At 39.4% G+C, this 20,185-nt stretch carries 19 protein-coding genes and 1 pseudogene; 10 read left to right on the top strand and 10 right to left on the bottom strand.

Going from position 1 to position 20,185, the window contains the following annotated elements:
• Positions 1-61: 61 nt before the first annotated feature.
• Complete coding sequence (locus MJX77_RS06025) at positions 62-1,258, bottom strand: alpha/beta fold hydrolase (protein WP_252060800.1); 1,197 nt, start codon at positions 1,256-1,258, stop codon at positions 62-64.
• Positions 1,259-1,502: 244 nt separating this feature from the next.
• Between MJX77_RS06025 and MJX77_RS06020 the strand changes: the two genes are divergently transcribed.
• Positions 1,503-2,264, top strand: coding sequence for an AcfC family putative adhesin (locus MJX77_RS06020; protein ID WP_252060798.1), 762 nt, complete (start codon positions 1,503-1,505; stop codon positions 2,262-2,264).
• A gap of 72 nt (positions 2,265-2,336) precedes the next feature.
• Here the strand turns inward: MJX77_RS06020 and MJX77_RS06015 are convergent, their stop codons facing one another.
• The 5 genes from MJX77_RS06015 to pncB form a co-directional block, all read right to left on the bottom strand.
• The gene (locus tag MJX77_RS06015) at positions 2,337-2,756 is read right to left on the bottom strand and encodes a hypothetical protein (protein WP_252060796.1); all 420 of its coding nucleotides are present in this window, start codon (positions 2,754-2,756) and stop codon (positions 2,337-2,339) included.
• A 130-nt stretch (positions 2,757-2,886) separates the two neighbouring features.
• Entirely contained in the window at positions 2,887-4,107 is a 1,221-nt protein-coding gene (locus tag MJX77_RS06010) for an acetamidase/formamidase family protein (RefSeq protein WP_252060795.1), read from the bottom strand.
• A gap of 426 nt (positions 4,108-4,533) precedes the next feature.
• Positions 4,534-5,385: an archaetidylserine decarboxylase gene (gene asd / locus MJX77_RS06005; protein WP_252060793.1), complete on the bottom strand. Its 852-nt coding sequence runs from the start codon at positions 5,383-5,385 to the stop codon at positions 4,534-4,536.
• Positions 5,382-6,230 carry a sulfurtransferase gene (locus MJX77_RS06000; protein ID WP_191900284.1) on the bottom strand — a complete coding sequence of 283 codons (849 nt, stop codon included), beginning with the start codon at positions 6,228-6,230 and terminating at the stop codon, positions 5,382-5,384. Before MJX77_RS06000 ends, asd begins: the two co-directional genes overlap by 4 nt.
• 149 nt (positions 6,231-6,379) lie before the next feature.
• Positions 6,380-7,594 (bottom strand): nicotinate phosphoribosyltransferase, encoded by a 1,215-nt coding sequence (gene pncB / locus MJX77_RS05995; protein WP_005300500.1) that lies wholly within the window; start codon positions 7,592-7,594, stop codon positions 6,380-6,382.
• Positions 7,595-7,762: 168 nt separating this feature from the next.
• On the opposite strand from pncB, the gene dtd reads away from it, so the two are divergent.
• Entirely contained in the window at positions 7,763-8,206 is a 444-nt protein-coding gene (gene dtd, locus MJX77_RS05990; protein WP_005300497.1) for a D-aminoacyl-tRNA deacylase, read from the top strand.
• Between the two features lie 44 nt (positions 8,207-8,250).
• Here the strand turns inward: dtd and MJX77_RS05985 are convergent, their stop codons facing one another.
• The 3 genes from MJX77_RS05985 to serB form a co-directional block, all read right to left on the bottom strand.
• Positions 8,251-8,730: a hypothetical protein gene (locus tag MJX77_RS05985; protein WP_013196563.1), complete on the bottom strand. Its 480-nt coding sequence runs from the start codon at positions 8,728-8,730 to the stop codon at positions 8,251-8,253.
• Between the two features lie 251 nt (positions 8,731-8,981).
• A complete protein-coding gene (aciT, locus tag MJX77_RS05980) occupies positions 8,982-9,317 on the bottom strand; it encodes a ciprofloxacin tolerance protein AciT (RefSeq protein WP_004704819.1) in 336 nt (111 codons plus the stop codon).
• A gap of 409 nt (positions 9,318-9,726) precedes the next feature.
• Positions 9,727-10,950, bottom strand: a complete 1,224-nt coding sequence (serB, locus tag MJX77_RS05975) for a phosphoserine phosphatase SerB (protein ID WP_004790139.1) — start codon at positions 10,948-10,950, stop codon at positions 9,727-9,729.
• 59 nt (positions 10,951-11,009) lie between these two features.
• Between serB and MJX77_RS05970 the strand changes: the two genes are divergently transcribed.
• The 8 genes from MJX77_RS05970 (at position 11,010) to glmS (ending at position 19,272) form a co-directional block, all read left to right on the top strand.
• Complete coding sequence (locus MJX77_RS05970) at positions 11,010-12,317, top strand: hypothetical protein (protein ID WP_107880420.1); 1,308 nt, start codon at positions 11,010-11,012, stop codon at positions 12,315-12,317.
• 240 nt (positions 12,318-12,557) lie between these two features.
• The gene (ribBA, locus tag MJX77_RS05965; protein WP_003654193.1) at positions 12,558-13,679 is read left to right on the top strand and encodes a bifunctional 3,4-dihydroxy-2-butanone-4-phosphate synthase/GTP cyclohydrolase II; all 1,122 of its coding nucleotides are present in this window, start codon (positions 12,558-12,560) and stop codon (positions 13,677-13,679) included.
• A gap of 11 nt (positions 13,680-13,690) precedes the next feature.
• On the top strand, positions 13,691-14,161 hold the full coding sequence (gene ribH / locus MJX77_RS05960; protein WP_002119264.1) for a 6,7-dimethyl-8-ribityllumazine synthase: 471 nt from the start codon (positions 13,691-13,693) through the stop codon (positions 14,159-14,161).
• 3 nt (positions 14,162-14,164) lie between these two features.
• On the top strand, positions 14,165-14,614 hold the full coding sequence (gene nusB, locus MJX77_RS05955; protein ID WP_004790142.1) for a transcription antitermination factor NusB: 450 nt from the start codon (positions 14,165-14,167) through the stop codon (positions 14,612-14,614).
• Positions 14,615-14,630: 16 nt separating this feature from the next.
• Complete coding sequence (gene thiL / locus MJX77_RS05950; RefSeq protein WP_013196560.1) at positions 14,631-15,548, top strand: thiamine-phosphate kinase; 918 nt, start codon at positions 14,631-14,633, stop codon at positions 15,546-15,548.
• Complete coding sequence (locus tag MJX77_RS05945; RefSeq protein ID WP_005044357.1) at positions 15,526-16,041, top strand: phosphatidylglycerophosphatase A family protein; 516 nt, start codon at positions 15,526-15,528, stop codon at positions 16,039-16,041. Before thiL ends, MJX77_RS05945 begins: the two co-directional genes overlap by 23 nt.
• Positions 16,042-16,056: 15 nt before the next feature.
• Complete coding sequence (gene glmU, locus MJX77_RS05940) at positions 16,057-17,421, top strand: bifunctional UDP-N-acetylglucosamine diphosphorylase/glucosamine-1-phosphate N-acetyltransferase GlmU (protein ID WP_252060791.1); 1,365 nt, start codon at positions 16,057-16,059, stop codon at positions 17,419-17,421.
• Between the two features lie 12 nt (positions 17,422-17,433).
• Entirely contained in the window at positions 17,434-19,272 is a 1,839-nt protein-coding gene (gene glmS, locus MJX77_RS05935; protein WP_174731887.1) for a glutamine--fructose-6-phosphate transaminase (isomerizing), read from the top strand.
• A gap of 228 nt (positions 19,273-19,500) precedes the next feature.
• Here glmS and MJX77_RS05930 read toward each other — a convergent pair.
• A pseudogene (locus MJX77_RS05930) lies at positions 19,501-19,795 on the bottom strand (hypothetical protein).
• Positions 19,796-20,185 lie beyond the last annotated feature (390 nt).

Below are 20,185 nucleotides of genomic sequence, written 5' to 3'. Positions count from 1 at the left end.
TTTGTACATATAAAAAAGCCGACTTATGAAAAGTCGGCTTTTTTATATTAGTTAAACCAATTTACTTAAAATTAGAGCAATACGATTTCGTCTGATTTTTTTCTATTACCTTTAAAAAGCTAATGGCAAACGTATTGCTCTGGCGTAATGCATCACGGTGATCTCCGCCATCAATCGTTTGATATATAGTTGGTTTTTTTAATTTACATAGCTGCTGATAATAAGCAGATGTGCCTCTCGGGTCGACTAAATGATCTTTAGAGCCTTGAACAATCATTAATGGCACGGTAGGCACCATATTTTCAATCGACTGTTGTTTCAGATAAGCCAAAAGAGGTTTTAAATCAGCATCAGATCGAAATATGCTAGAAGGAGATTTCTTTAAGTCAGATTGAAGTTCAGATAAACAACGACTGCGCCCTTGAGTCAGTACTGCATTCATTTCTGGACTGACTAAATTTTCAGGAACAATACTTGGTTCTGCTGCTTGTGCTCCTAATAAAACAATCGGGAAAAATGCTGCCACACTAGGTTCTGGGTTCGGATTAGTTTTCACATATTCTGCGATGCCTTCATATTGATAGCCGCCTGGCGCAAGAGCCATTGCCCCTTTTAAATCTAATTCGGGAGCGTCTTTTTGACCATAGGCAGACACTGCAATTGCCGCAGCTCCACCTTGACTGTGCCCCATCACCAACCACTGTTTACTAAAGCTCTTGGGCTTAAGCAAATGTAATGCACGCACTGCATCAACTACCGTATGCAGTTGGCTCTTTGCATTCATGTAAGGATGCCCACCCGGTGTACCTAAACCCTGATAATCAGGTGCAACAACTGCATAGCCACGTGCAAGCCAACCATCTAAAGCTTTAGAAGCAACTTCTTGATATGAATGGACTGGCCCACCAACATAATCACCCGAAGGTGCACAAGTATCGGCTACTCCAGTCGTGCCATGCGCCCAAGCGAGTATCGGCCAGCCATTTTTTGGCGGAGTGCCTTTCGGTAATAAAATAAAAGCCGATGCCACAATGGGCTCGCCCTGAATCCCTCGACTACGATAATTAACTAACAAACGCTGATCAGCATGAGGAAATAAATCCGTCACATCTTGCTGTTCTAGAGACAGTATTGAACCCGGTTTATCGCTCACAATTTGCTTACCCAAATCTGTAATGGGAGCAGCCATAGCAGAACCAGACACCAAACAAGCGCTGCTAAATAAAATTTTTAAAAAAGAATTACTTTTTTTAATCAAGGGATTACTCCTCTATTATTTACATTACATATATTTAAACAATTAATTTATAAAATATAAATTACCATAAAATCTTCTATATTTATATTTAACTCAAAATAATTTACATTTATATTTATCCACCTAAAATTTAATTAAAATATATTTTAAAGAAATGTATTATAAATATCGTTGCAAAAATTAATCCCATTTAATTAATAAAAAAATATATGCTGATATTTTCTTAATTACTATAGCGATTAAAATGTCAAAACAATATAAATTTATACCGTACCTGATTTGTCTTATTCTCGGTTCTCTACCCATCCATAGTTTTGCAGACGTACAAGTGTATGGTCCTGGTGGGCCAGCACCCGCCATGAAAGAAGCAGCTAAACAATTCACCAATAAGACTGGCATAGCAGTCCATGTAACGTCTGGGCCTACTTCTCAATGGTCTGACAAAGCGAAACTAGATGCGGATGTTATCTATAGTGGTTCAGAAGCCATGATGTCTGATTTTGAAAATGCTTTTTCTGAGCAAATTATAAAAGACTCGGTGGAACCTTTATATTTACGCCCCGCGGCCATTTTAGTACGAAAAGGAAATCCTAAAAATATTAAAGGATTTAAAGACCTAGCTAAATCTGGCGTTAAAGTTTTAGTTACTCATGGTGCAGGTCAGGTCGGTATGTGGGAGGATATCGCTGGTAGAACTGGCAATATTCAATTAACCAAATCTGTTCGAAAAAATATTGCCACCTATGCAGCCAATACAGGTATTGCCAAGAAAAACTGGGAAGAAAATAGCAGCTATGATGCTTGGTTAGTTTTTAATATTTGGGGAATTAGTAACCCAGATATTGGGCAAATTATACCTATTGAACCAGAGCTGGTTGTCTATCGTGATACAGGTGTAGCCTTAACCAAACATAGTTTAAAAGATGCTGAAGCTAAACGTTTTGTAGAGTTCTTATCGTCTCAGCAAGGCAATACTATTTTCAAAAAATTTGGTTGGACTAAATAAGTAAAAAAGGGAGCGTAGCTCCCTTTCATTTTTTTAAATCATTCACTCTAGTTCATCTAGAATATATTCATTTCAAATTAAATATATTCCAACCGCATATAAACTTCCCAGTATTAAACAAAAGGCTGAACTGATATACCAAAATAAATCACTATTACCGACAAATTTTGACTTTAACCACGGAAAAGCCAGACCACGGATAAGAAAAACCGCTGCAACAAGCGACAAAATAAGTTTAGTAAATGGTAATACCTGTATTCCCTTTGCTGCAAAGAAAGCATAAGTAGCACATACCGTTAGAATTAACCCCACAGCTATAGCTGTAAAATTAGGATACCAATGCCCTCTTTCGACCATCTGAACAATACTTTTCCCGGCCCCTAAAAACCGAAAACCATTTGCCCCCCAGAACACACAAACAAAATGAAGCAATGCGGCACATAATGTTAATAATGCAGCAATATAAAGTAGAGCGTTCGGAAGTAAGTGCATTAGATTTTATACTAATAAATATGTGTGATATTTATTATACTCAATTATAAAATATATAAAATTTATTAATAGTTGAAATGAATTTAACTTGGTATTTAATATTTTAAATACCAAGCTCAGGTCATCTCAATTATTTACTCTCAAACTCTTTAAAATCAGCTTTTCTAATTTTTGCATGAATCCCTTTGGTTTTATCTACAACTTGTGAAACTTCAAAATCAGTTGCGGCACTTAAATACGCATAAGCCGTTGCTTCATCAATACCGTATTCTTGATTTAAGAAACGAATGGCTTCACGTGTAGACTTTTTCATCGCTTCATCAAGATCTTCATCAAGTCCCAGTGTAATCCAAAACTCAGCATTTTCAGCTAAAGGTTGTTTTAGCTCTTTGCCCGGTATTTTATCTTTACCTGCTTTGAGCAAGGTAAATTTTAGTGTTGCACGTGCTGAAGCTTCGAGTGCAGTTAATGCTACTTCACCATCCCCTTGGGCGAAATGGCTATCACCCGTATAGAATAATGCGCCTTTGACCTGAACAGGATAATAGGCTGTTGAACCTGCACCTAGTTCATTAATATCAATATTTCCACCATACATTGCAGGGGGTACGGAGTGTACAGGCTCAGAAGTATTGGCTGCTACCCCCATAATTCCCATAAAAGGATAAAGCGGGAAACGTATTGATTTACCCGATTCTGTTTTTAATACACCTTCGTATTCACCTTTAGCATTTTTTTCAATTGGTGTGAAAATTGAGACATTTCCATAGCGTTCAGGATGCTCAGCCGATGCATTTTCTTGCTTTGCTTTTTTAGGAAATTCCCCGACTAAAGCACCTTTACCATGTCGATTTGAAATAACACCGTAAGGTACACGCGGCTCAACTTTAAGTACCTCAACTTTCAAAATATCACCGGGCTGTGCGCCTTCAATTGCAACAGGACCTGTCACAATATGTGGCCCATCTTTATGAAAATCATGCTTTAAATTTGACTGCGTAATTGTTTTTGCATCTTCCAAGATTTCATTAGATTTGACACCTTTCGATTGAAAAAACTTTTCAGCATTACGCCCTTGGTCTTCAAGCAAACCTTCATGAGAAACCGTATCAAATGTCACAACACTACCCGACGGAACGGTAAGGACGGGTTTGGCATCCCGATTCGGTAAATAACCCCATGTAATGGTATTTAAAGTAGATGGAACGTAATAATTACCTTTATATTCGCCACTTTGAAGTTGAGTAGGCTGTTTTGAAATTTGATTTAAAACTTTAAAATCATTGGCATGGCTGAGTGAAATACAAAGTACAGATAAAACCGAAGCTGTCAGGCGTTTAACTTTTAACATGATTTCAGAACCCAAAAAATATGAAAATTACAGTAAGGTCCTGAATAGTTAGCAAGCATTGTGCCAAGGCTAAAGTTTGTGCAATATCTAAAAAGCGCTTCATATTTATAAAATTAAATAATTTTTTTAGTTTTAACAACTTATCTTCAAATAAAATTAAAATTACGACTTAAGTCTAACTTAAATATTTCTTTTTATTTTTATTTATTAATTTTCAATCATATTAATATTTTTGCTCTCTTCAGACACATATTTATAGACTAGCTTCTATAACGTCCTATTTCAGATCACTTAATAACAATTATATTTCCATATAATATAAATACAAACATAGTTATATATTTTACGTTTATATAATTTAAATCAAAAAAAACCCTGAATAATTAAAGTCAGGGTTTATTTATCTTATAGGCGTTATATCGTTTACTAAACTGTATGTCCCATACGCTCGCCCATTACAACTACAGACTCAGCTTTAAAACGTTGTTCCCATTCAATCTTATCTTTTTCAAATAAAATAACCGCTGTAGAACCTAAATAAAAACGTCCAAGCTCAGCACCTTTCTCTAGCTTTAACTGATGATGCTGTAATTCAATACGACCTGAAGGTTTCACTTTACCTGTCGCCACAGTTTCAATACCAGCAACAATCATTGCACCCACTAACACAACAGCCATACGGCCAAGTTCAGTATCAAACAAACACACCATGCGTTCATTACGGGCAAATAGTCCCGGTACATTTTCAGCAGTCACCTGATTTACCGAAAATAGCTCACCCGGTACATACAAAGTTTCAGTTAATGTACCTGCAAACGGCATATGAACACGGTGGTAATCGCGTGGAGATAGATAGACTGTCGCGAACTCACCTTCTTGGAATGGCTGAGCAAGTTGTGGGTCGCCAATGAGTTTCTCTACAGAAAAGCTTTGGCCTTTTGCTTGAAATACTTCACCCGCAGTAATTTTACCAATCTGAGAAATAGCACCATCAGCAGGTGAGACAATGCTATCTGCATTTTCGTCAACGAGACGCACGCCATCTTTTAAAGCACGGGTAAAAAAGTCATTAAAAGATTTATATTTCAGTGGATTGCCTTGTTCAGCAATCGATAAATCAATCCCATATTTGGTTTTAAATGCATGAATAACAGCAGTTTTCACAACTGGATTTTCACTCGCAGCAACTTTACCTACCACACGGCTTAATTGATGCTGTGGTACAAGGTTTTGTGCCTTAATAAATAATTCTTTTTTTAATCGAGATGTGAAACTCACGACGGTGATTCTCCAGTAATAATAGGACTATCGAGGCGATTGCCCCATTCACTCCACGCACCATCATAGGCTTTTGCTTCCCAGCCCAAGAGCCTAGCCAAAATATAGGCCAAGCCGGAACGGTGATGTGACTGGCAGTACACAACTACAGGTTGCTGTAAATCGAACCCAAGTTGTTCAAGGCGCTGCCGCGTGCGTTCAAGCGGGTGCAATTTTAGATGATTTTGACGATTAAGTGCAGTACTCCATTCAAAATGGAGCGCATTTGGAATGTGACCGCCGCGTCGCGCTGCTAGACGGATCCCACTATATTCATCACTCGTCCGGCAATCCCACAATTGAACATTTTCTTGTTCTACTTGTTTGCGTAGCTCTTCATAGTTCACACGGAACTGAGCGGCATGCGATAAATCAATCTGAATTAAGTCTTCAACAGGAGAAACTTCTTCGACTTCTGCTGTCGTTGGTAACCCTGCTCCTAACCATGCATGGATACCGCCATTAATTAAACTGGTACGGGTGAATCCTAAGCAATGCAAATTCCAGATTAAACGTCCAGCCCATGCTCCACCCTCATCGTCATAGACCACAACATGATGATTCGGTGAAATATTCAATTTCTCAATCAGTGCTTGCAAACCTGCTTCATCTGGCAAAATGCCAGTGGCTTCTTCGTGTTGAGACACTAACCATTTCGGCTGTAAGTGAATAGCATGTGGAATATGAAGTTGCTCATAAACAGAAGCACGGCTCAAATCTACAATGCGAATATATTCATTGCCTAAATAAGGCACTAATTCTTCTGCTTCTATTAATAAATCGAGTTTAAAATTCGGGAGTGTCATCGTCATGGTTTCTTTTTTTATACCAGCTTAATTTCATATTAGCATAAGCTTATATCTAACAAACTCTGATTTTCTGCAACTCTTTAGCAGAAAATCAGATATCAGCATTCTTACTTTTAAAAATACAAAATAGCGAGACTATTTATTACTTAAACCACTTCTTCAAGTTCTTCGATTTCAAAAACCTGACGTAAATAAGCCAAGAAAGTATCGTTATCAGTCATGGTTTTTCCGGGGCTATCAGAAATTTTCGCAACCGACTGACCATTACATTCGACTAGTTTCAACACAATATTGAGCGGCTTTTGGCCCATATCATTGGTCAAATTGGTTCCAATACCAAAACTCACCTGAAAACGATCTTTAAAGTATTGATGTAATTCCCATGCTTTTGGCAAATTAAGACCATCGCTAAAAGTCAGCATCTTGGTTTTAGTATCAATTTTTAATTTACGATAATGTGCATAGGCCTTATCGCCCCATTCGTAAGGGTCACCACTGTCATGGCGTAAGCCATCAAAGAGTTTCGCAAAATACAAATCAAAATCTCGAAGGAACGCATCCATACCAACAACGTCAGTTAGAGCAATTCCTAAGTCTCCGCGATATTCTTGAACCCACGTCTCTAAAGCCGCTTTTTGAAAGTCACGCAGTCGTACATCAAGTGCCTGAAAAGCTTGTAGGAATTCATGAGCCATGGTCCCAATTGGCGTAATGTTTAACTCTTTTGCAAGCAAGACATTACTTGTACCACGGAACACATTTGGTACTGTTTTATGAAAGGCTGCGACCACATGTTTTTGCCATACGAAGCTATAACGGCGACGTGTACCAAAATCAGAAACTAAGAATGGTGGGTCATTCGGCTTTTGTGTTTTTTCATATTCTTGAATCAATTCAAGTTTGGCTTTTAAACGGCGCTCGCCTTCAGCCCATACTTCATCGGTTTTGATACGGCTAAAATAAAGTTCATTTACAATCGCCAATACAAAAATTTCAAACATCATGGCTTGGACCATCGGACCTTCAATATGAATATCCAAACGACCTTCCGCATCGATGCTAGCTCGAATAAAGCGTCGCTTCAGTTGAAACAGTTCTAAATAATCGACAAAGTCACTTTTGATAAAGCGTAATTTACGTAAATATTGAAGCTCGTCTTCTTTATATTTAAGACTACACAAATAGTCGAGTTGCTCGTTTAAATCATCCAAAATATCTACTAGTGGATAGACAGTATCTTCTAAATTTCTACAGCGGAAATGGTAGACACTATGGGTTTGCGGGAATTTATGCAAAACCACTTGTAACATCGTAAATTTGTACAAGTCTGTATCTAGTAAAGAATGGATAATTGGAGACATAGTCAATGATTATTCGCTTGCTTCTTAGCATTAAAGCATATTTTTATAAATCAATTGCGAGCTTTTAGACCATTGTTGCAATTCCATGAAATTTCCTTTTAAAAATCATTTAATTTAAATTCTGCTAAACTAAACCAATTCAATTAATTGCAGAAATTTGCTTTAACTATGCGCGCTTTAATACAACGAGTTCTTGAAGCCAAAGTGGTGGTTGACGGTGAGACGACTGGTGAAATCCAACACGGACTACTGGTTTTTTTAGGCATTGGCCGTGATGACACTTTAGCAATTGGCCAGAAGCTTATTGATAAGATTTTGAAATATCGCATCTTTGATGATGAACAAGGCAAAATGGGTTGGAATGTCTCTCAAGCAAATGGTGGAATCCTGCTTGTTTCACAATTTACTCTGATGGCTCAAACGCAAAAAGGTTTACGTCCAGATTTTGGTCCAGCCATGCCACCAGCAGATGCCAAAGCGTTATATGAACAGTTGGTTGAATATGCCCATTCACAATTTGAAAAAGTTCAAACCGGCATTTTTGCAGCTGATATGAAGGTTCATCTCATTAATGATGGCCCCGTGACGTTCAATCTAGAAGTCGAAGCGTAGATATAAAAAAAACTCCCATTTGGGAGTTTTTTTATATCTGGCGATTAACGACCAGTTTTCTCTTTAATAAAAGCACGTGCTTGACGTACTTTCTCTTTAACTGGTTTTGGCAACTTAGGTGGAATGAGTCTAGCCACTTGGTTAAACCAAACAAGTAGGCTGAAGTCTCCTTCCATCTTAATACTGCCATTTTGCATGCCTGTCATAAATGCAGTTGGGTCACCTTTAATCAAAGTTTTTACACCCTGTTCGCTATCTGCAAACTGCAAGATAAAGTCAGCTTTTTCAGGTGCACCTGCAACAGTATCGATTTGTCCATTATTAATGATGATCTGACGTGCAACACCTAAGTCCGTACCTATCTGAATACGGAAAGCGCGGTCATGAATCAATTCAATAAACTTAGGGCTAGTACGTGCCAATTGCTTCATACGCAGCACTAAACCTGCTACCAATAAATCTAACGGGTCTGTACTGACATCAACGAGAGGTAACTTGACTACAGGTATAGAAGAAAGTTTCATGAACATTCACGCCTATTGTATTTTTATGAAAACTTTAGAGCAAAACTCAGCAAGGACATACCATTGCTTGTGTTTTGTGCATCAACTGATAATTTTTAGCTGGCAACGCAATCTAGATGAAACGTCAACAGACGCGTCTATCGTAGCATAACTGGCTATTTTTTAATAAATGCTTTGTATAATAAAAATCACGTTTCGTAAATAAAAAAGGCATGCTGTGCATACCTCTTTACCGTTAGATAACAATTTAATTATCGGCTAGAACATTGCTGCTGATCATCTTCATATACTGGCGTGTGTTCTATATATTGGCGATTTGCCAAAGCCTTTTGTGCCTGTTTATCCTCACGTAACAAAACAAATGTAACCATTACCATCGCTAGACTTAGTGCAGTTAAATAACTATATGTGACTGGCATTTCAAAAGTGACTTGAACTCCAAAACGGACCACTTCTAATAGCCCCCAAAAGAACATCCCTGCAAGCATAAAACCAAGCCAACGACGGTAAGGAGAAAAGAAAACAGCAACAAGCGCGACAGCGATCAAGCTGAATCCGGCGATAGCGGCAAAATTCGCTGTTACCATAGAAACCTCCGTCTTAATGAAAACGTCTAAAAAGATTCGGTCTTAAAAACCCGACCTCATTCCAAAAACAACTTTAATTCATAATTTGTGTTGAAGCTTAGGATGCATTATGGATGTTTTTTTTTAGAAAAAAAGACCCGTTTTTTCTTAATGCGACATACTTTGTCGCAACATTCTTTTGTCATTACATTTTTGTAAAATTCAAAAAGTTCGATTCCCTATATGGCATCAATTCTGGCGTGTCATTACAAAAAAATATGCAGTTTTTAAGGACCAAAATAAGTTTTTTTCAGATTTTTTTATTGCCTTTTTTCTGTGCATGATTTGAGCATAACATGCTTGTTTTTATGACTATTCTGCATAAAAAAAGCGCTACTCTGAAGTAGCGCTTAAAGCTTAGCCTTATAGATTAAGCACGGTTTAAATCTTTGTCATGCATACCAAGTAAATATAGAACCCCATCTAAGCCAACGCTTGAAATAGCCTGATTTGCATTTTGACGAACCAAAGGTTTAGCACGATAAGCTACACCAAGCCCTGCAATCGCAAGCATTGGTAAATCGTTTGCGCCATCGCCTACTGCCATCGCTTGCTCTAGAGAAATACCCATTTTATTTGCAAGTTCGCGTAATAACTCAGCTTTACGAGCGCCATCAACAATTGCGCCTTTCACTTCACCTGTTACGAAACCGTCTTGCACATCTAAGATGTTAGCGTGAACTTCATCAATACCAAGTTTGCCTTGTAAATATTCGGCAAAATATTGGAATCCACCAGATAAAATTGCCGTTTTATAACCAAGTGCTTTTAAGGTCGAGATGAGACGCTCTGCACCTTCAGTAATGGTTAAACGCTCTGCAATTTTAGGTAGAACAGCAGCATCTAACCCTTTTAATAATGCAACACGAGCACGGAAACTTTGCTGGAAATCAAGCTCACCTTGCATCGCTCTTTCAGTGATTTCAGCAACTTGAGCGCCTACCCCTGCTTCAATCGCTAACTCATCAATCACTTCTTGTTCAATGAGTGTTGAGTCCATATCAAAACAAACTAAACGACGGTTACGTCGATAAGCATTGTCTTCTTGAACAGCGACATCAATATTTAATTCACTTGAAAGAAGTAAACATGCTGCACGCATGGCTTGTGCATCTAGAGTTGGACCACTGCTTAAACCAAACTGTACACATGCACGACGCGGGAATGCGCTATCCTTTTCAAAGTCGACACGGCCTGATAAACGGGTAACAGTTTCAATGTTAAAGCCTTGGCTAGACACAATTTGTGTAACGGCTTGTAAGTGTGCAGCAGTGAGTTCAGGGGCTAAAGCCGTGACGATATAACGAGTACGGCCACCTTCAGTTACCCATTGATCGTATTCTGCGCCTGTGATTGGTTTAAAGCGCACTGTTAAGCCAATATCATGTGCTAAAATCAGAATTTCTTTCATTGCCAATGCGGTCGCAGTTTCATTATCGGAAGCGACTACAATGCCCAATGTGAGTTGATTATGAATAACAGCCTGACCTACATCCAGTATTTGCAATGAATGTACGGATAGTACTTGCATTAATCGGGTAAACTGGTTTGGTTGGTCTGGTCCTAAAAAGGATATAAGAATGATTTCTCGCATGAATTGACTCTAGTCTGAGTGACAACTATTGTAAGAATCATAATCGAATTTCAATATAATTGCCTTGGAAGTTTAACTTGATTGCGCCTAGACAAGGGCTATTTGCTAGCCTACTGATCGTTAGTTTTGCATTGCATACCTTTTTAATGGTGATTGCAACGACACACCAGCTCAATGAAAACCGTGCGAGTCAAGGTCAGCTCATGACCAGTCAACTCGTTGCAGACAGCTTATCTGAGCTAGAACCTGCCAATACGGTATCTTTAGCTCTGATTGCTAATCGCTATGCGACCAATCCAAGCGTTGCGTCTATTCGCATTCTTGATGCCAACAAACAAGTGCTGGCAACGAGTGGAATTTCAAAAACTCGCCAAGGTGAGATTTTTGCTCGCGATGCTCTGCAAAATGAAAAGAAAGTGGGCTCTATCGAGATTACGCTGATTCAACCAAGCATTGGTGAAATTCTGCGTACTCAATGGCTGGCAATTTTAGCTTCTCTGTTTTTGCATGTTTTATTATGGCTTGCCTATCGCGCGATTGCTCGCCCAACCCGTAGCGAATATTTGGCACGTATTAACGAAGAAAACCGTTTAAAACATGAAATTCAGCAGTTAACTCAGGCATTGGCTCTAGAAAAACAAAATACAGTAACGTTGGTTGCTCAAGCTCAACAACAAGCGAAAGGTAAACCAGCGGCTCGACCACAACCAGAGAAAACAGCAGATTCAGCTGACCAACATATGTTGGCACTCAATATTCAGTTTTATGACCCTAAACAGTTATTAAGCAGTGTTAACCAATCAGTATCTGTTCCGTACTTTAAACTCTGTCAGCTCTTTTTAAACAAGAGTATTGAGTTATGCGTGAAGCATTACCAGTTAAAGTTAGCGGACATTGAAGTCGTAAATGAATTTAATGCAGATGGCGCTACACTTGCGATTTCAACCTCGCATACTCACGCTGTAGAGTGTCTGCTTATGGTTGGAACCGTATTCCAGTTGCTCTCTGACGTTTTATATAAACGTTATCGCGAAGATAAACGCTTTGCGCTGCAAACTCGTAGTGCAACGTGTAATGCTGTAGAAGCGATGCAAATTGATGCGAAAGAAGCTGCTCAACGTTTAGCACAGCATCTTCATGCGAAAGAATCTGCTTTATATCTTGAGAATGATCAACTCAAAGCAATTCAAGACAGCTATCAACTTGTTGCGATGCCAAACCCAAGCAATGTGATGACTCGTCATGCCTTTATGATTAATGGCATGAATGCTGAGTGTGCTGAACTTGCTCAAAATATCCGCACTGAGATTTTAATGGGGAAAAAATCAATCCCACAAAATGATAGTCCAAGCAGTGCAGCTTCATAAAAAATAACTGCGCATATCAGAACCTAGCCTTTTGGCTAGGTTTTTTTTATTTAAATTCATTGTTTTTATTTTAAATTATTCCATTTTCTTATGATTTATTTGTATAAATAAAGCTGGATCTATTCTATCTCGTTGCAAAGTTGGATAAATCAGAATCATAGGCAAAATTCTCTAAACAGCGTAAACTATGCAAAATTTATTAAATAGAAATTGTCTAACGACAAAAAAAGGTGAGAGCGAATGCCGCTGAGTCGTGTTGAAGATCTTGTCGCCGATATTCGTGCAGGCAAAATGGTTATCTTGATGGATGACGAAGATCGCGAAAATGAAGGTGATCTTGTCATTGCAGCAACGCATGTTCGTCCTGAAGATATTAACTTCATGATTACCCATGCACGTGGTCTAGTTTGCTTAACGTTAAGCCGTGAGCGCTGTAAGCAGTTAAACCTTCCGTTGATGGTTGACCAAAACGGTGCTCAGCATAGTACAAACTTTACCTTATCAATCGAAGCCGCTGAAGGTATTACAACTGGTATTTCAGCAGCAGAGCGTGCACATACAATTCAAGCTGCTGTCGCAGCGCATGCAAAGCCAAGTGATATTGTACAACCGGGCCATATTTTCCCGTTAATGGCACAGCCAGGCGGTGTTCTACATCGTGCGGGTCATACCGAAGCGGGCTGTGATTTAACACGCTTAGCAGGTCTTGAACCAGCTTCTGTCATTTGTGAAATCATCAATGAAGATGGCACAATGGCGCGCCGTGCAGATTTAGAAATTTTTGCCGAGAAGCATGGCTTAAAAATTGGTACAATTGCGGACTTGATTCACTACCGCATGACCAATGAGCAAACGGTTGAACGTCTGGATCAAAAAACGATTCAAACAGAATATGGTTCATTTGAACTCTATCGTTATCGTGAGATTGGTAACCCGGACATCCATTTGGCTTTAGTCAAAGGCGAGCCAAAAGAAGGTGTTACAACAGTACGTGTACATGGTTTCAGTCCAATTCGCGATTTACTTAAGCTCAATAAAGCTGATGGTGAACCTGCGTGGAATCTAGACCGTGCACTACAGACAATTGCAGCGAGTGATCGCGGTGTTTTAGTCTGGATCGGGCAAGATCATTTGCAAGACTTGGGACCAGCGTTGGATGATTTAAATAAACCAAAACCGGTGAAATCCAATGCAGCACTTTCACACCAATATCAAACCATTGGTGTAGGCGCTCAAATTTTGCGTGACTTAGGTGTTGAAAAAATGAAGCTTCTTAGCTCACCATTACGTTTCAATGCTTTATCTGGCTTTAATTTAGAAGTAGTGGAATATGTCACTGCTGATCAAATCACAACGAAATAATCGAGGTTGCTATGGCAATTCGCCGTATTGAAGGTTTATTACATCTCGCAAGCGAAGGTCGTTATGCGATTTTAGTGGGTCGTTTCAACAGTTTTGTTGTTGAACACTTATTGGATGGTGCAATCGACACATTAAAACGTCATGGTGTAAATGAAGATAACATTACTGTTATTCATGCTCCTGGCGCATGGGAACTCCCGATTGTTGCTAAAAAATTAGCTACATCAAATCAATTTGATGCAATCATCGCACTTGGCGCAGTTATTCGTGGTAGCACACCACACTTTGACTTCGTTGCTGGTGAATGTGCAAAAGGTTTAGGTGTAGTCGCGTTAGAAAGCAGCTTGCCTGTCATCAATGGTGTCTTAACTACTGATAGCATCGAGCAAGCCATCGAACGTTCAGGTACAAAAGCAGGAAACAAAGGTAGCGAAGCTGCTTTAACTGCAATTGAAATGGTTAATTTATTAAAGGCAATTTAAAGCATGTCTCAAACACTGCAAGCCGCTTATGCAGCAAAACGCAAAGCACGTCGTTTTGCTGTACAAGGTATTTATGAGTGGCAAATGAGTCACAATCCTGTACATGAAATTGAAGCACGTACTCGTGCTGAAAATGCGATGCACAAGGTAGACTTAAATTACTATCACGAACTATTAACGCAAGTGATTGCACTACGCGACGATCTTGATGCATTACTCATTCCGGTACTTGACCGTGAACTTAGTGCACTTGATGGTGTAGAGCTCGCAACCTTACGTTTAGGTGCTTATGAGTTACGTGATCATTTAGAAGTACCTTATCGTGTAGTTCTTGATGAAGCCATTGAACTCGCCAAACACTTTGGTGGAGCAGATAGCCATAAATACATTAATGGCGTTTTAGATCGTTTAAGTTCAACACTACGTAGTGCTGAAAAACAACAAGCAAACTAATAGGTTTGAAGTTGATATGGCTGAGTTTTCTATTATTGACCAATACTTTAACAGACAATCTTACACAGATGTCACCTTAGGTATTGGAGATGACTCAGCCTTAATCACCCCTCCCCAAAATCAACAATTGGTGATCTGTGCAGATACACTAGTTGCTGGTCGTCACTTTCCTCTTAATACCTCAGCGCATGCAATTGGCTGGAAAAGTGTAGCTGTTAATCTTTCAGATATTGCTGCCATGGGTGCTAAACCCCATAGTATTTTACTTGCGTTAAGTCTCCCTACCATTGACCATGAATGGCTCGAAGGATTCAGTCAGGGAATCTATGACTGCTGTAATCAATTTGGTGTTGCTCTCATTGGTGGAGATACGACCCAAGGTCCACATCTGACCATTACTGTCACGGCTATGGGCTGGATTGAAGCTGGACAAGCGGTGTTACGTTCGGGCGCAAAAGTCGGTGACTATGTGTGTGTGAGCGGTCAAGTTGGAGATGCAGCATATGGTTTACAACACCTAGGCCATCCATTACAAAAAAGACTAGACTACCCGACGCCACGTTGTCAGCTTGGACAACAGTTAAAGGGCCTTGCTTCTAGCATGATTGATATTTCTGATGGATTAGCCCAAGATTTAGGCCATATTTTAAAAGCTTCAAAGGTCGGTGCTCGGTTATTTTTAGAAAAGTTACCAATTGATTCAACGCTAGAGAAACTACCAGAACAGCAGCGTTGGCAATATGCGCTAGCTGGTGGTGATGACTACGAATTATGTTTTACAATAACACCGCAAAATTATGAAAAACTTTTGCAAAAACAACTAGACATTAAGTTTACAATGATCGGACAGATCGTTGAGCAAACACAACTAACTTTTGAGCATTTGGGTTCGGATTACCCATTGCAAATTCATGGATACCAACACTTTGCATAAGCCGCCGATTCATTTTAAAGACATGTCTTGGTTCAACCGCTGCATCGTTTTCTGTGGAGTTGGTTTCGGATCTGGTCTCGCACCTAAAGCCCCTGGTACTTTTGGCTCTGCTTTTGCCCTACTCTTCGTTCCGATCTGGTTATCGCTTGGATTTAACTTAAGCTTAATCGCGATGATTATCATGTCCTTGGTCGGGATTTATATCTGTGGTCAAACTGCGAAAGTCATAAATGTACACGATGATGGTCGAATTGTGTGGGATGAATTTGCAGGGCAATCTATTACCTTTCTTCCTCTCATTTACTTACAACAAATGAACTGGATGTGGGTGATCGTCGGCTTCATATTATTTCGAATTTTCGATGTTTGGAAACCTTGGCCTATCCGTGTTATTGATCGTCAAGTGCATGGTGGTTTTGGTATTATGCTTGACGATATTATTGCCGGTGTATGGGCTGCTCTTTGTACACTAATTATTATCCATTTGACTTAATCATTAGAGTTATTCATGTCAACTACCGTCATTATTCTTGCTGCTGGTAAAGGAACGCGTATGCGTTCTCAGCTTCCTAAAGTATTACAACCTTTAGCGGGTCGCCCACTATTAGGGCATGTCATTGAAACAGCAAAACAATTACAAGCTAAAAATATTATTACGATTTATGGTCATGGTGGTGACCGCGTACAACAAACATTTGCTCAAGAAAATGTTCAATGGGTTGAGCAAGCTGAACAACTTGGTACAGGTCATGCAGTACAAATGACCTTACCTGTACTTCCTAAAGAAGGTGTTTCACTGATTTTATCAGGCGATGTACCATGTATTAATGCAAATACGCTACAAAAATTATTAGACGCATCGACCCAAACAGGAATTGGCTTAGTTACGCTCACTGTAGATGATGCTACAGGCTATGGTCGTATTGTGCGTCAAGATGGCAAAATTCAAGCCATTGTTGAACATAAAGATGCAAACGAAGCACAACGCCAAATTAAAGAATTCAATACGGGCATTTACTGTGTTAGCAACGCAAAACTTCATGAGTGGTTGCCTAAACTTTCAAATGAAAATGCACAGGGTGAATATTACCTAACTGACATCGTTGCAATGGCAATTGCAGATGGCTTAGAAGTTGCCTCTGTTGAACCAGAGCTTGCTTTTGAAGTTGAAGGTGTTAATGACCGCATACAACTTGCAGCTTTAGAACGCCAGTTCCAGCAAGAACAAGTCAAAAAGCTCATGCAGCAAGGTGTAATGTTCTTTGACCCTGCACGCTTTGATTTACGTGGTTCTGTAAAAGTTGGACAAGATGTTCGTATTGACATCAATGTTATTATTGAAGGTGAATGTGAGCTTGGTGATTTTGTAGAAATCGGCGCTGGCTGTATTTTAAAGAACACCAAAATTGCAGCAGGCACTAAAGTTCAGGCCTATAGCGTTTTTGATGGCGCAGTTGTAGGTGAAAATGCTCAAATTGGACCATTTGCACGCTTACGCCCAGGCGCTAAATTGGCAAATGAAGTGCATATTGGCAACTTTGTTGAAGTTAAAAACACATCGATTGGACTAGGTAGTAAAGCTAACCATTTCACATACTTAGGTGATGCAGAAATCGGTGCTGAATCAAATATTGGGGCAGGTACTATTACTTGTAATTACGACGGTGCAAATAAACACAAAACCACTATTGGCGATGCCGTTTTTATCGGTTCTAATAGCTCGCTGGTTGCTCCGGTGACCATTGGGAATGGCGCAACAGTTGGTGCGGGTTCTGTGATTACGAAAGATGTAGCCGAACAAAGTCTCTCCTTTGAACGTGCGCAACAAATTTCAAAAGCAAATTATCAACGTCCCCAAAAGGTTAAAAAATAAGAGGATTGAAGTATGTGTGGTATCGTCGGAGGCGTTGCAGAGCGTTGTGTAACCGAGATTTTAATTGAAGGTTTAAAACGTCTTGAATACCGCGGTTATGATTCTGCGGGTGTTGCTTTACTGAATAATCAACAAATTTTACGTGAGCGCCGTGTAGGTAAAGTCATCAATCTTGCAGATGCAGTTGCTGAACACCAACTTACAGGGGCTATCGGCATTGCGCATACCCGTTGGGCAACACACGGTAAACCAACTGAAAATAATGCTCACCCGCATATGTCGGGTAAGGTTGCTGTTGTACATAACGGTATCATTGAAAACTACCAAGAATTAAAAGACGACCTTCAAGCTTTAGGTTATGTTTTTACTTCTCAAACAGATACTGAAGTTGTTGCACACTTAGTTGCTGAAGCACTAAAAAGCACAGATAGCCTTTTAGATGCTGTTGAAACTGTTGTACCTCAGCTTAAAGGTGCTTACGCGCTAGGTATTATCCACAGCGACTACCCAGATGAACTCATTACTGTACGTGAAGGTTCACCTTTAGTGATTGGTGTAGGTATTGGTGAAAACTTTATTAGTTCAGACCAACTTGCACTTTTACCAGTGACTAACCGCTTTATGTACCTAGAAGAAGGCGATATTGCACGTCTTACTCGCACTTCAATTGAAGTATTCGCAAATGGCGAGCGCGTTGAGCGTCCAGTACGAGAGCTTGATGCAACCGTAAGCAGTGCATCAAAAGGTGAATACAAGCACTACATGCTCAAAGAAATTTATGAGCAACCAGAAGCAATCAAGCAAACGATTTCTCAAGCACTTGATGGCAATAGCTTACGTGATGATTTCTTGAAAAATGCTGATGCAGATTTCAACAAAATTCAAAGCGTACAAATCATTGCTTGTGGTACAAGTTACCACTCAGGAATGATTGCGAAATATTGGTTTGAGCAACTGATTGGTGTGCCTTGCCAAGTTGAAATCGCGAGTGAATTCCGCTATCGCACCCCTGTAATTGTTGAAAATACACTTTATATTTGTATTTCACAGTCAGGTGAAACTGCTGATACTTTAGCTGCACTACGTGAAACTCAAAAACGTGCGAAAGCAAACAATATCGATATTCAGACTTTGACTATCTGTAACGTTGCTACGTCTTCAATGGTTCGTGAAACTGATCATCACTTATTGACTCTTGCTGGTCCTGAGATTGGTGTTGCTTCAACTAAAGCGTTCACGACTCAGCTCGCTGCGCTTATGTTGTTAATCTTGAAAATTGGTCAAGTGAAACAACGTATTAGCCCTGCTCTGCTTGAAGAAATTACGCGTGAGCTATGGCACAGCCCGAAAGTTATTCTTGATACGCTTAAACATGATCCAGAAATTTTGCGTTTGTCTGAATTATTCGTTGAAAAAAATCACTGCTTATTCTTAGGCCGTGGTACGAATTATCCAATCGCATTGGAAGGCGCATTAAAGCTTAAAGAAATTTCATATATTCACGCAGAAGGCTATGCTGCTGGTGAGTTAAAACACGGTCCATTAGCACTCGTTGATAGTGAAATGCCAATCGTGATTCTAGCTCCAAATGATGAAATGCTTGATAAGCTCAAATCAAATATGGAAGAAGTTCAGGCACGTGGTGGTGAATTATTTGTTTTCGCTGATGAAAATAGCGGAATCAATGAAAAAGACCGTCAACACGTTGTGCATATTCCAGCAGTAAACGAATGGCTAGCTCCAATTGTTTATAGCGTACCAGTTCAGTTGTTGTCTTATCACGTTGCTGTATTACGTGGTACAGACGTTGACCAGCCACGTAACTTGGCGAAGTCAGTAACTGTAGAGTAATTCAAAAAAGATCATTATTAAGGCATCACCTGCTTAAATAACTGATTGATTAAGCCCGATATGCATTAATTGCATATCGGGCTTTTTTATTGCATTCATATCGCTACACAGCCCCTTTCCCGTGAAAGAAAATAGAGAAAACTCCCCTAGGACCCTATGTCACAATGGACTTTTACTTTTGCGCTGATTTAAAGTTTGAGAGATCATTGCGACACAGAGATAAAGGAGCTAAGCGAACTTAGCCCATTTCATTTTTATCGCAGGGTTGAATGCTGCTGAACAAGTTAGGGGCAAAGTCCTGTGGGAGAACAGGACTTTGCAAACTGGTGTGTTTTAAACGTTGTACGGTCTGAGATGAATACACCTGTTCAAGCTGTTGGCAAATACATTCGCAACTTGCTTGCATGTGTTCACCTGACAAGCAAATTCTTTTAAATTCCTGCTGAGCGTTCGCATCATCATTTGTAATACTGTAAGCACCGACCACAAGGTTTAAAACCAATATAAATTTATGAAGTTTCATATTATTCTCATAATTATTTATATCTTTAGATAAAATAAAAATATGATTCGCTTAAATATTAAAATAATTTATAAATAATAATTAATCCTCCCACAAAAATAGGAAAATAAAATAATTAAGATTTTAAAATAAAAATAATTTATAAATTTAAAATATCAGGTAGCAAAAACCCAAATTTTAAATAAATAAAATAGTTAAATGAGAGAGAAAATGAGTTTGAATAATGGCATGGCCAACTCCTTAAAAATGGAGTCCTACCACCAAATCACCGTCAATTGATTAGGGTGGCAGAACGAAAGAGGGTTAGCAGACTGACCTAGCGACCAGCACGCGCGAACGCGTCCCCCTTCCGCCCTACCATAGAGAAAAAGGGGGCACAAAGGTTCCACA

Source organism: Acinetobacter sp. AHP123 (genome assembly GCF_023757925.1).
Taxonomy (GTDB): Bacteria; Pseudomonadota; Gammaproteobacteria; order Pseudomonadales; family Moraxellaceae; genus Acinetobacter; species Acinetobacter oleivorans.
Note: the sequence above shows the minus strand (reverse complement) of the source record. Positions and strands in the feature narration are given on the sequence as shown.